Origin of the sequence: Paenibacillus harenae, assembly GCF_030812415.1 — a bacterium.
In the GTDB taxonomy this organism is placed as follows: Bacteria; Bacillota; Bacilli; order Paenibacillales; family Paenibacillaceae; genus Pristimantibacillus; species Pristimantibacillus harenae_A.
Window position 1 is genome coordinate 724565 of sequence record NZ_JAUSST010000001.1, and the last position, 12671, is coordinate 737235.

The window sequence follows — 12671 nt, forward strand, 5'->3', positions numbered from 1 at the left end:
TAGACTTCTCCTCCGCTCATTCGCTTATTTTAACCTTCTCCGATTGCGGTCCCGCAGGATAATGCCCGCTGTCACTCCCGCAGCCATCAACACGGCGAGTCCGATTGCGCCAGCCGCCAACATGCCGTTTCCAGATGGATCATCGCCGCCGACCTCCGCTGCCGCAGACGCTGAAGATTGCTCGCCTGCCGGCGCAGCGGACGTACCTTCCGTTGACGGATCATTTTCGCCCGCGTCTCCCGCAGCTTGTTCCTGGGTCGCCTCCGGATCGTTCGACGAAACGCCGACGATGGCGCTACCCGTCTTCGTAATGGCATAATCGACTATTTCGCCGCTCCAGAAATGCATCCGCAGCTTTACTTCCCCATCCTTCAGCTGCTCCAGAAACTCCTTCGTTAGCGTAATCTCGTTCATGTCATACGCCGGCTTATAGGAATGAGCCATTTCCTTATATGGCGTCCACTCATTCGGGGCAGTGTTGCCGCCGCTCGCGTAAGCGGCCTCCATCGTCGCAAGGCGATCGCCCTTGAAAGCCGTCGGAATGGACAGACCGCCGCTTGTTCCTTCCGCGTTCCTTAGAATCGGCGTATGGTAGCGAATGAGATCGAAATGCCAATCTGCGCCAGCCGAGAAGGAAGCGGCAAGAGTACCCTGTACGCCATATGCCTCCGTCAGCAGCGACTCGATTAGGCCTGCTTTAATCGTAAGAGAATCGCCGTTCAGCTCGTAATCGACTCCCTTCGCAAGCAGACGGTCTCCATGCCGAAGCTCGGTGAAGGCGTTGCCGTTCAGTTGAAGCTTGACCGCTTGATCCGTTACGGCCGCATCCCTCTTTACGAATAGCTGATCGGTAGACGCAGTCGAGGATCGGCCGCTAAGAGCGGCTTCCATTACGGCATAAAGTTCGGGATCCTTCCATTCGAAGGCCCGCCTGTCATAATGCTGCCCGTTGTCCCAAAGCATCGTTGTCAGTTGCTTCTGCTTCGCATAATAACCCAAGTACTCGAAATATTTGAGTTTCTCGCCCTGCTCGATCGTGTCGACGGACTTGTCGAAGCCTAGCAGCCCGAATTCCCCGACAATGACCGGGATGCCTTTGGCCACGAATGTCGCATGGACACGATCGAACGTTTGAATCAGATCATTCCGGGCTTCCTCGTTAAACGTTGTCACCCCGCCCAGATTGACGCTGAACGGATAGAAGCCGTAATAGTGAACCGTCGCAATGATCCGGTTATCGTCCAGCTTGGCGATCGTCTTGCTCAGCTCATCCAACCGCTTCTGCGAAGCGGATGCCGTCAACGTCGACAGCACGAGCGGCCTCTCCTTATTGGATCCGCCGGAACTCCGGACAACATGATGAAACGACGTATTCAGGACGTCCAGCATTTCGAAGTACGACCCCGTATCTTTGCCCCAATCATCCGAAAATCGCGGCTCGTTGATGCCTTCGAACATCAGCTCCATCGGGTAATCCTTGAAGCGGTCCGCGATTTGCACCCACGCCGCTTTGTATCTGGCTAGCACGTCGTCATAGTTCGATTCCATATCGAATATCCAATGCGAATCGTGATGAAGATTAATCATGACGTACAAACCCGCATCCAGCGACCAATCGACGACCTCCTGAATGCGATCCATGAACGCGCCGTCTATACTGTAATCGGGCGCATCTCCCATCCTGTGCTTCCAGGTAATCGGAATCCGGATGCTCTTGTAGCCTTGGCCGGCTAACCTCTCGATCAATTCCTTGGTCGTTGACGGATTGCCCCATGACGTCTCGGAGCCGGTTGCGTCGAACGTATTGCCCATATTCCAACCCGGCTGCATCGCATTGACATAAGCTTGCATATTCATCTCGTTTCCCTCCTTTATTTGTTCCGCATAGAGCGGCTGTACCGGCAAACATACCCCTGCCAGCATGATGGCAGCGCATACAATCACAATTGCAGACAAGCCGAGCTTTCTCATCCCACCTGTCCCCTTCCTTGAATAATTGCAGCTTATATCCTAATGCGCAATAATAAATGCCATATCCGCTCTTTCGCTGGCCGGAGCAGTCAGTTTAAGGACACCATCAACCGGCTTCACAACCGCCGTTCCGGCCTCCTCGCCCGTCCATGGATCGAACCAGGTTACGGCAGCCTCGCTTTCCCCGAACCCCGCCATATCCGCCGTTTTCCCTCCTATTGCGCCATTCTCGCTTACGAGCCAACCGTACGACGTTTTCTCTCCGACCATGGCCCAGCCTTCGCTGTCGTTCATTTCGACGGTTGGCGGCTCAACTGCGCTAAGACGAGGATTACTAAGCTTAATAACGGCTGCTTCCGCAGCCTTATCGGTGCTGTTCGCGTACACTTTTACGCCCCAGCCGGCGATCTTGTCCAGCTGCTCGGCCGTAATCTGCTTCCCTTCCCGCCAATAGCCTGCCGGAGCATCCTTCAGCGGCACGCGCAGAGTCGTCCATTCACCGTTCCGCAGCACGGCGTCACTAGCCGTATCGCCTTCCGTCCAATTACCGTCCGGCATAAGGACCGGTCTTGCCTTTAGCCGTTCTGGACCTTTATATTCGGCATACACGTCTACGAGCAGCTCGTCATAGCCTTGCCAATCCGACCTGCCGCCCACTTGCTGAAGGAAGCCTTGGGAGAAGCTTCCCGCGTCGAACAGCATCGACGTATGGATAGAACCGTCAACACCTTCCGGCTTGAACAAAGCTCCCGTGCTGTCCTTGTTCGCCTCAGGCCAGTCGGGCATCGCCCAATCCGCGGCATCGGCTCCATCTTCCAGCAGCGCTTCATGCTCCAATTGCTTGACGACCTTCGGCGTCTGCATCGTGATCGGCTGCCGCAGCTCGGCGAAATCGATCTTCCGAACGAATGAAGCGAAAACGTTCATTTGCTTATACATCTCATCGTTATAGCTCTCAAGCGCCCACCAAATCGGACCGGATGCCGCTCCGTTCGCAAGCGAAGACCACATCGAGTTATGATGGATCTCGGCATCCGTCACGTTGCCGGTCTCCCCGGTCATGACCGGTTTCTCATACTGCTTCCATCTGGTCTGAATATCTTCAGCGTAAGCTCCAAAATTCAAATCATAATAGTTCTCGCGATCCGCTATGTCGAGCGTCTTGTAGCCATGATCCCAGAAGTCCTCTCCTCCGCCTGCCATCGAGCCCATCGTTGGATGCCCGTAAGGATCGTTCGCCTTGAAATAATCGTGCACCTTCTTAACCCAAGCGTTCGCCTCGTCTTCGCGGCCGAACGCCCAGCCGTCCGTACCGTTAATCTCGGTTATCAAGTTCCAAATACCGATAGACGAGCTGTAGCCCCACCGTGCGATAATGTAGCGGTACAGCTTCTCCTGATACTTCCACATCTCCGCGTTGCTGTAGAAATCCTCTGCCGCTCCTAGCGCTGAATACGCACCGCGCCTCCATGTCGCCGGCCAGTTCTCGATTTTGTCCGCCAAGGAATCATGGGGCCATATCACGAAATTCATATGCAGATTGCGTGCTTCGAACCAATCGACCAGCTCATCCATCCGGAATCCCTTCAGCATATCGTAGCTGCCTATTCCCGAGGGGAACGACTCAAGCTGCTCCTTGCCGCCGCCCATTCCCGCATTGTCGTAGTTGCCGTTCCAATACGTAACAAGGTTGCCGCCATTATCCGCGATCTTCGTCAAGTTATCTTCCGTGATTCCCCACGGATACGCAACGCCAACCCCGTAGAGGGACGAGCCGTCGTCGTACTCGAAGAAACGTTTGTTGTTATCGGACACGCGAATCCAACCTTTGTTGTCGCCCTGCTCCGCAAAGAACAACGCTTCTTCGCTAACGGTTGTTCCGGTCTTATCCGTAACGGTTGCCTTGTAACGCCATTTCCCGCTTTCATTCGGCGCGAACCGCAGCCTCCAGGCCACTCCGTTATAGAAACCGTTAACGCGCCACTGCTTGCCGCTTGGCGCAAGGAATACCGCTCGCACGTCAATTTGCTCCGGATCGTACGGATTCTCATAAACGGCTTTGAAGTCCAGTGCCAGTTCAAGCTTGTCATAGGTCGGAATCGTGATAGATTGCGCCGTTGCTTGATCTGGCTCCGCTTCGTCGTGCCCCGCCTTTGCGTGAACGGAAAGGAGCTCGGGCCCTGCGTCGCCGTCCGGATCGGGCAGATCAATGAGCGGCGACTGAACGGGATTGCTTCTTTCCGCGAACTGCCATGCCACGATAACCGCTAGTATCATAATAAGGATCGAAGCTCCAATAATGAGCGCACGTTTTGATTTAAACATATCGGCCCCCTTCATGCGCAAATACAATATCTGTCTAATGGAATAAAAAAGCTGGAGAACCTTATTGCCCGTCTCCAGCCTTTTGTTCAAATCTGTCTATACGACTTCGACCTGGCTTTCGGCCAAGTAATCAATCATCGAGCTAACGGCAATTGCGCCTGGCGCAGCCGGCTTGCTTAAGGCTTCGCCAACCTCGCGATTCACGAATTGAACGACCTTCGGAACGCCCGGCATAAGATCGAAGAAGTTGTCGGTGAAGCGGCCGGCTTGCTCGGCCTTCAGCCATACTTGCTTCGCCAGATTATCCGTCGTAAGCTCGTATGCCGCTCCCGCGCTTCCCGCCACTTCCTTCACCGTAATCGACGGCGACTCGAGCTGCAGCTCCTTCGCGCTTGCGAAGTAAAATTGCTTACTAATTGCAGACTCTCCGCCAACGCCCGGAACAAACTCCACGTGCAGCACGACCGAGCTCGCCTTGCGTCCGCCAAGCCATTCGCTTTCGTTCAAGGAATAGACGACCGCAGCGCTGTTGCCCTGCAGGGCAATCGAAGCAGAGTCTTCCCTTAGACGAACCCCGCTGAAGTCGTACAACGCAACGTTCAACGTACCGCTTAACGCATCCAGCCTATCGGTTACGAGATGGACATCGAGTCTTCCGTCTTCCGGGCGGTCGAACGAAAGAATCGTATCTTCGAAGCTATGTTTGGCGTAATATTGCATCGCCTTCCACTTGCCGTAGTAATCGATGCCCGCCCATGAGGCAACCGGCCAGCAATCGTTCATTTGCCAATAGAGCGTGCCCATGCAATAAGGCATCTTGCGGCGATGAGCTTCGATGGCCATCTTCATCGCTTCCGCTTGGAGCACTTGGCTCATGTACAGGAAGGAAGGAAAATCCTTTGGCTCGTTCATATAGATGTCCATATATTGCTTAATGAGGCGGTTGCCGTCGCCGTTCTTCTGATGGGCGCGCATAACCTTCGAATCGAGCGCCAAGTCCTGCTCGGTAGCGAACGTCATTACCGTATCGTACTCAGGGAACGACTGGAAGCCGTATTCGCTCATGAAGCGTCCGATCTTCAAGTTATAGTTCTCGAACGGCTCAACCGCATGCCATACGCCCCAATAATGGACGTCGCCCTCCGTCGTCAGCGGATGCGCATGCTGGTTAATGTCGCGGGATACGGAGACGATCGGCGAGGACGGCCAATAATCGATGCCGGGAGCATAGCTCTCTACGGCCTCTGGCAGGATGCGATGGAAGATCGCTTCGTAATCCGCCCATATCTTCTCGCGCTGCTCGGCGGTGTAGTCCTTCTTCCAGCCCCAGCCGCCGGTCTCGTCGTATTGCGCCCATGCGGAGTCGATCTCGTTGTTGCCGCACCACAATACGATCGACGGATGATTGCGAAGCCGCTTCACGTTTTGCTCCGCTTCCGCTTTCACGTTGGCAAGAAAAGCTTCGTCGCCCGGGTACATGCTGCAGGCGAACATGAAGTCCTGCCAGACAAGGATGCCGTACTCATCGCATAGCTCGTAGAAAATCGACTGCTCGTAGATGCCGCCGCCCCATATGCGCAGCATATTCATGTTCGACTCTGCGGCCGAAGCAATCTCATGCCTGTATCGGTCCTCCGTGATATCCGTAATGAAGCTGTCATTCGGAATATGGTTCGCGCCCTTCGCGAAGACAGGCACGCCGTTCAACTCGAAGTAGAAGCTTGCGCCAACGGCATCCTTCTCTCTGACGAGCTTGATCGAACGCAGGCCCGTACGGACCGTCTTGCCTGCAACAGCCCGCTCGCCCGCGAACAGCTCCGCCTTGAAGCTGTACAAATAGGCTTCGCCAAGCCCTCTGCTCCACCATAACTTCGGATTCGGGATGACGACCGGAACGCTTACGTTGTTTTTGCCGACCTTGACGGCTACTTGGCTATCCCACGTCAAGCCGTCTGCATTCAGACTCAGCGTACCGTTCCAATCCCGCTCGGACTCGATCTCGACATGCAGCGTCAGCCGCGCTTCGGCAGCCGTCACCTCGTTCTGTTCGACGAACAGATCCGTAATGACGCTCTCGGACCAAGCCTCAAGTCTTGCCTCCCGCCAAATGCCGCTCGTCACGAAGCGCGGGCCCCAATCCCAACCGTAATGGTAAGGCGCTTTGCGTGCAAAAATGCTAATTTTATTGTCGCCCAGTCCGCCAAGCTCCGATTGATCGTTCGATGCCGGGAGATTGTATCCGAGTGTGTCGATCTTCGGCAGATCTTCTCGCACCGGCGAACGGAACACGATATGGAGGCTATTGCCTTGCTCTTTCACATAGGCCTTGACATCCGCACGCCACGTCCGGAACATATTGTCCGCCGACAGCACATGAACTCCGTTTACAGAAACGTCCGCATAAGTATCGAGTCCGTCGAATACGAGCTCTATCGATGATGCGGCAAGCAGTGTGCGCGGCACGTCGAAAGTAGATTCATACTCCCAATCTATTTTATCGATCCATTGTAAATCATGCTCATTCGTCGCGTAGAACGGGTCCTTGATCACGCCGTTCTTCAGCAAATCCGTATGGACGCAGCCCGGCACGACGGCCGGAAGCCAATCTTTATCCTCCACGGCCTTAAACTTCCAATTGTTTGCTAGCATTAATGTTTCTCTCATCTTATCCTCCTGTTGTGCGTTTCAACTGTGACATCTGTCTTCCTACCACACATTCGATTATTTATCTCTCTGTTATCCTAACTTACCTAACATGTTAGCGCAACGGATAGCTCCTCAAATCTGGCACCTCATCCCTCGTCACCGAGAACGGATGGTTGTAGAACTTGAGCAGCTGCGCAAGCTCCGTAAATTCGCCTGAATATTGCTTGCGCCCGTCCTTCTCCGTATAGACGAAGTTGCCGTACCACGTGCAATTCCAAGCCCATGGCGCTTGATCGCGCACCATCAGATCCGGGTCCGGAATCGGGCCATTCTCCGACAAAGCGATGATCTTATTCATCTTCGTATACGACTGAGCCGTTCGGAATCGTTCGGACTGCGACTCATAATTCTGCGCCGGCGGATATATATCTTCTCCGATAATATCGACGAATTCATCGCCCGGATACCAATCGGCGTGCTGCCCGTTCCATACCCATATTAAATGGTTCAGCTTATGCAGATTCGTCATTCTGTCATACATCAGCTTCCATAGCTTGACGCAAGGCTCGGCACCCTTCGCCCCCCACCAGAACCAACCGCCCGACGCTTCATGCAGCGGACGCCATAATACCGGTACGCCTTCCTCTTGCAAGCGCAGCAGCTGGATCGAGATTGCGTCAATGTCCCTAATGAGCAGCAAATAGTCTTCAGACGATTCGTCTGCCATTGCCTTCCCTATGTCGAAAGTCGTTGCGTTCGTATAGAAGCCTTTGTCCCAATTGCGATCCGGCAGCTCATCGACCAAGTCCTTAGGCGCGTTCCAATGCCAGCAAAACGTGACAATGCCCCCGTTATTCCACCAATCGATCGCAATGTCGGTATCGCTGCACGTAGAGCCGCGTTCCGTTCGCGACGGCGAGTAGTTCATGAAGTCGAAGCCGTACACAGCCGGATACTTGCCCGTCGTTTCGTAGATGATGTCTACCTCCGGGGAGGTAACGACGCCAATCTGTTGGCCGGTCAACATCCGCTTCCCATAGATGTCGCATAAGTAGGACATCAGCCGTTTCGCGTTGTCTTCCGCATTCGGATTAATAAGGTTAGGCTCTACACGACAAAGAGCCTGATCGTTCGTATTTATCATTAGCGGCTTCTCCCATTCATCGCTTATCGTTCATTTGTTCATGCCTATATCGGGTTTCGCTTCCTTAACCGATAATACCGGAACGCTCAACGCTCTCAACGAAGTAACGCTGTACGATCAAGTACAAAATAATGAGCGGAATAATAGCGAGCAAAATGCCCGTGTCGATAATAAGCGCCACGTGGTTCGGATCGGCCTTCACGTTCGTTCCCGTTCCGACGCCGGTCAACACTGGAATGAGCGCGTTCGCTTGCGCAGGCAGCGATGCGATGTTAATCGGCATGAGCGCTGTCTCGCTCATGAACAGCGATGTATAAATCGTATCGTTATATTGCCATACGAAGCAGAACAGAATCACGGTAATCATCGGCGGAATCGCGTTAGGCAGCATAATGCGCAAAAACGTCTTAATGCCGCCCGCGCCGTCGATTAGCGCAGCTTCTTCGATTTCCTTCGGCATCCCTTTGAAAAACTGGCGGAAAATGTAGATAAACAATCCCGCCTTCAGTCCCATCGCCGTGGCCGACGTAATAATCGACGGCCAATACGTATTCAGCAGGTTAACGCCTTCCTTGCCGGTGAACAACGACACCAGCCCGAGCACATCGAAGCTTCTGAAGTGCAAGTACATCGGGACGAGCAGCGTGCCCGTTGGCACGAGTATCGTCAATATAACGAGCGCGAACAGAACGTTGCTGCCCGGGAAGTTGAACCGGGCGAATCCGTAGCCGGCCAGCGCGCATGATGCGGCTGTTAGCAGCGTCGTGACGACGACGAACAGCATCGTATTGCCAAGCAGCGGGAAGTAGTCCAAAATTTCCATCGCCAGCTTCAAGTTGTCAAGCGTGAAGTGGACGGGAACCATATAAATCGTCGGATTGTAAATATCGATCTTATCCTTGAATGCCGTCGAGAACTTCATAAGCAGCGGATATATAATAATAAACGAGATGCCGATGACAAGCATGTAACGGAAGACGGAGTACAGAATATCGACCGATTTGTTTCTCGCCTTTTGCAGCCTGTATTTGTTCGCCTCGCCCGGGACCGCTTGAGGAGTCCTAGCTTCCATCTGATTTCCTCCTTCGCTATCGCTTGAACTTAGTTGTAATGGATTCTCTTCGCCAGGATCCAACCGATCACGACGAGAATAATACCGACGATAACGGTATAAATCCATGACATAGCCGAGCTAAGCCCGAAATTTTGCGTTTCGAATGCGGTCGTGAAGATAACGTCGGTAACCGGGCTTCCCGCGAACGAATCGATAATCGTATAAATGATGTTCGTCAGTATGAGCGGGCTAACCATCGGGAACGTGATTTTCCAGAACGATTCATATGACGTTGCGCCTTCCATCTTGGCTACTTCGTACATCGAACCGGGCACGGATTGCAGCGCCGCCAGGAAAATGAGGATTTGGACCCCGGAGCTCGTAATAATCTCGTATATTCGCATAATCGCCCCGACGATATAATCGACGAACGAGATCGGAAGACCGATATCGCTCAAAATCATGACCATCGACATAATATTGTACTCCGACGTCGATCCGCCCATTTCGTTCACGACGCTCGCGTCGCCAACGAGGTTGATAAGGCCCGCCGATTCCGCCGATGCAATGGCGTTGGATGCCAGAATGACCGGCAGGAAGAAGATCGCTCTCGCGAGCGTTCTTCCGCGGAACTTCTGGTTGAGCAGCGTTGCCGAGAACAAGCTGAAGAACAGGATCATCGGCACGTTAAGCAGCATCTCCGATACCGACTGGGTCAATATCCGGTTGAACGTCGCATCCACGAACATCGCGTTATTGAAGTTGTCCCAGCCGACGCCTTCCAGCTCGAAACCGTTAAGGCCGACAGTCAGCTTGCTGAAGCTGAATTGCACCGATTGGAAGAGCGGCGCCGCGAACAGCAGAACGAAGCCGATCAGCCAAGGCAATATGAAGGCGATTCCGAGCAATGAGCGTTTGCGGGCTAAAGTAAGCTTCGTTCCATTCATGGCTGTTCACCGCCTATCGAATAATGTTGAGGGGCTACCGTTACGCCGCCAACGGTCGCCGCTTGATCCGTATAATTGACAATGATCGAGCTGCCGTTGCTGTACTTCACTTCGACGACGCCTTCTTGATGGCGGATATGCTCCATCATCGTCTCGCTTCTAAGCGGTGCCAGTACCGCGTTCGCTTCCTTATACATTGCAACCGCCTGGTCGTACCAATCCTTGTAGGAAGTCGAGAAGCTTGTGTCGAAATGCGTGAACTTCAGCTTCGACGACGGTTCGTACGTCCAGGAGAAGTATGGCGCTGCGCCAAGCTCGATTGCCTTCAGCAATTGCAGCTTCGTATCCTGCTCGTCGCTAAGGTTTATCGCTTTGCCTGCATAATCTACGGAACCGTGCACGACCATCTCGTAAAACGGCACTTCTTCGTCCGTAATTAGGAAGCCGCTGGAATCGGTCGGCACATCGATCAAATGATCGGCGTACGGGAATGCGTAAGAGTTGCCGCCTGCAACCATCGTCTCGCGGATGCGCTCGTCGAGCTTGCCGAGCTGCTCCTTGACGATTTCCTTCGCCGTTTCGCGCTGCACCACCCGGCTTACGCGATAATCGGAAACCAGCATGCCGCCAAGATCGCGCAACGACAGGCCGTTCATGCCAAGCTTGTCGTATTGATTCATGAACTTGTCAACGTAGTACGGCAGCTTCGCCGGCGATAGCAGATAATAAGTGCCAAGAAACATATCCATCCGGTTCAAAGCCCGGTTGTAGGGATACAGCTCCGCCTCTTCGCGGGTAACGAACCTGGCTGCATCGGACGATGGAGCGAAGCCGCCGTCGTCATGATACATTTGCTGGAAAGCGACGTCCGGGAAGAGCATGCCGCCCGCATCCTCGAGCTGCTTCGCGAGCGCTGCAAGGTCTTGTTTGCTGCCAAGCACGTCATCCGTCTTCAGCTTGACCGGCGTCTTATGGTTGACGCCTTTGCCGAACCAGCCGGAGTAGCGCATCATAAGCCGGTCAACGCCGTCCTGCTTCAGCTGCATTGCTATTTGCGACGCTTCCTTGAAGCTTGTCATCGATACGACAGAGTCGTAAGGTACGCCTAGCATCGACTTTCTTTTGTCAACGGAACCCGTAATCGTAAGGTAAAACGGCAATGCCTTCTCGCCGCTAAGCGGCTGAAGCGATTGTTCCTTGACGAGCTTCTCTCTGTAATGCTCCGCCATGCCGGAATAGCTTGCCTGCTCGCTTGGCAGAAAGCTGTACCGAACCTGAATATCGCCGGTATAGATTTGCTCGTTGAGCAGCTCAATTTCTTGAATCGTAGCCCCCGTATACAGCTCAAGCTCATCTTCGCCGCGAAGGGCGAACGACGTATAGGCGTAGTTGTAGCCGTTTTTGCGTCCGCTCACATCGGCCGCAATGCTTGCAATGGCGTCGCCCTTCTCGATAACCGCGAACCAAGCCGCGTCGCCCGCTTTCATGCCGAATACCGGCATTCTCGCGCTCTCGGTCACTTGACCGCGCCGCCAGCTGTTGTCGTTCGGGTCGAAGCCGTATACCTTCTGCACGTATTGCTCTTCCTTCACCTTGCCGTTGTTCAGGTTAATCAGGCTGCCCGAGCCGTCGGGGACGAAAATATAGCCTTCCGTATTCGAATCGGCCGCGCCGAAGAAGTTAAGCAGCTCGATGCTGCCGATCTTGAAGGCGCCGCTTTCCTTGATGTGGCTGACTGGGACGGATACGAGGAGCTCTCCGCCGTCGAGTCGATATTCGATCGGAATCGTGAAGGTCGGCTTGTCGCTTCCACCGCTGCCCGTTACGCCGTTCTCCGCGTTGTCGAAAGCAAGATCCTCCTCGGTATAGCCGGCCGCTTGGAATGCGGCAATCATCTTGTTAAGCACGAGCTGCTTCGATACTTGCTCGTCAAGACGCTCCAATATATCCGGGCTGCCTTCCTTCGGATAATACCTGGTCGAGACATATCTAGCTTGCGAAGCATCCAGCTTCGACACCAGCTTTTCTTCCATTCTTGCTTTGCTTATATATTTCGGCAGCGCGTCTATCCCTAGCGACATATCGCCAAGCGTATACGTAATACGCACGCCGCTTGCAATGCTCTCTACCGTGAACTGCTTCGAGCTGATGCTCTTCCCGAAGTTGGTGAACGTATTCAGCGTTCCTACGGAATCGCGGAACAGGACCGATACTTGCGAGGACATCACTTCTTTCTCGTATGGAGAAGCGATCGTATCCTCATTCCGTTTCTCGGGATTGGTGTACCACACCCGGTTCTGACGCTTATCCTTGACTGCGACCTCCGTCGTCTCGGGATTGAAGTAGAGCGACAGCTCCGCGTTATCCGCCACAAGCTTCATTCCCGGCACGCCTTGCGACGAATCCGGCAGCGCCTTCAGCTCGCTTCCGGCTTCCAGCTCGGCAGTAGTTTCCAAGTAAGAGGTTGTGTCGACTGCCTTCACGCCGCGATCGATCACAAGCAAGAGCACGACGGCAATGATGATTATAGCTGCAGCACAGGCCGACGCCGCAACGAGAATCTTTCTGTTTTTCACTTGATGCG

The 12671-nt window shown here is 53.9% G+C and carries 7 protein-coding genes; all 7 read right to left on the reverse strand.

Going from position 1 to position 12671, the window contains the following annotated elements; translation table 11 throughout:
- Positions 1 to 24: 24 nt before the first annotated feature.
- The 7 genes from J2T14_RS03510 to J2T14_RS03540 all read right to left on the reverse strand — a co-directional run bounded on the left by J2T14_RS03510 (position 25) and on the right by J2T14_RS03540 (position 12663).
- Complete coding sequence (locus J2T14_RS03510) at positions 25 to 1971, reverse strand: cellulase family glycosylhydrolase (RefSeq protein WP_307467764.1); 1947 nt, start codon at positions 1969 to 1971, stop codon at positions 25 to 27.
- 39 nt (positions 1972 to 2010) lie between these two features.
- Positions 2011 to 4296, reverse strand: coding sequence for a DUF5060 domain-containing protein (locus J2T14_RS03515; protein ID WP_307467767.1), 2286 nt, complete (start codon positions 4294 to 4296; stop codon positions 2011 to 2013).
- A 96-nt stretch (positions 4297 to 4392) separates the two neighbouring features.
- Positions 4393 to 6960: a beta-mannosidase gene (locus J2T14_RS03520; RefSeq protein ID WP_307467769.1), complete on the reverse strand. Its 2568-nt coding sequence runs from the start codon at positions 6958 to 6960 to the stop codon at positions 4393 to 4395.
- A 94-nt stretch (positions 6961 to 7054) separates the two neighbouring features.
- On the reverse strand, positions 7055 to 8086 hold the full coding sequence (locus J2T14_RS03525) for a glycosyl hydrolase (RefSeq protein WP_307467771.1): 1032 nt from the start codon (positions 8084 to 8086) through the stop codon (positions 7055 to 7057).
- A 64-nt stretch (positions 8087 to 8150) separates the two neighbouring features.
- Entirely contained in the window at positions 8151 to 9158 is a 1008-nt protein-coding gene (locus tag J2T14_RS03530) for a carbohydrate ABC transporter permease (RefSeq protein WP_307467774.1), read from the reverse strand.
- Positions 9159 to 9187: 29 nt separating this feature from the next.
- Positions 9188 to 10087 carry a carbohydrate ABC transporter permease gene (locus J2T14_RS03535; protein WP_307467778.1) on the reverse strand — a complete coding sequence of 300 codons (900 nt, stop codon included), beginning with the start codon at positions 10085 to 10087 and terminating at the stop codon, positions 9188 to 9190.
- Positions 10084 to 12663: a DUF5696 domain-containing protein gene (locus tag J2T14_RS03540; RefSeq protein WP_307467781.1), complete on the reverse strand. Its 2580-nt coding sequence runs from the start codon at positions 12661 to 12663 to the stop codon at positions 10084 to 10086. Before J2T14_RS03540 ends, J2T14_RS03535 begins: the two co-directional genes overlap by 4 nt.
- Positions 12664 to 12671: the final 8 nt, after the last annotated feature.

What these genes read in the sequence shown, in the direction of transcription:
- J2T14_RS03510 (WP_307467764.1), bottom strand. Translation starts at nt 1,971, where the DNA reads ATGAGAAAGCTCGGCTTGTCTGCAATTGTGATTGTATGCGCTGCCATC.
- J2T14_RS03530 (WP_307467774.1), bottom strand. Translation starts at nt 9,158, where the DNA reads ATGGAAGCTAGGACTCCTCAAGCGGTCCCGGGCGAGGCGAACAAATAC.
- J2T14_RS03535 (WP_307467778.1), bottom strand. Translation starts at nt 10,087, where the DNA reads ATGAATGGAACGAAGCTTACTTTAGCCCGCAAACGCTCATTGCTCGGA.
- J2T14_RS03525 (WP_307467771.1), bottom strand. Translation starts at nt 8,086, where the DNA reads ATGATAAATACGAACGATCAGGCTCTTTGTCGTGTAGAGCCTAACCTT.
- J2T14_RS03520 (WP_307467769.1), bottom strand. Translation starts at nt 6,960, where the DNA reads ATGAGAGAAACATTAATGCTAGCAAACAATTGGAAGTTTAAGGCCGTG.
- J2T14_RS03515 (WP_307467767.1), bottom strand. Translation starts at nt 4,296, where the DNA reads ATGTTTAAATCAAAACGTGCGCTCATTATTGGAGCTTCGATCCTTATT.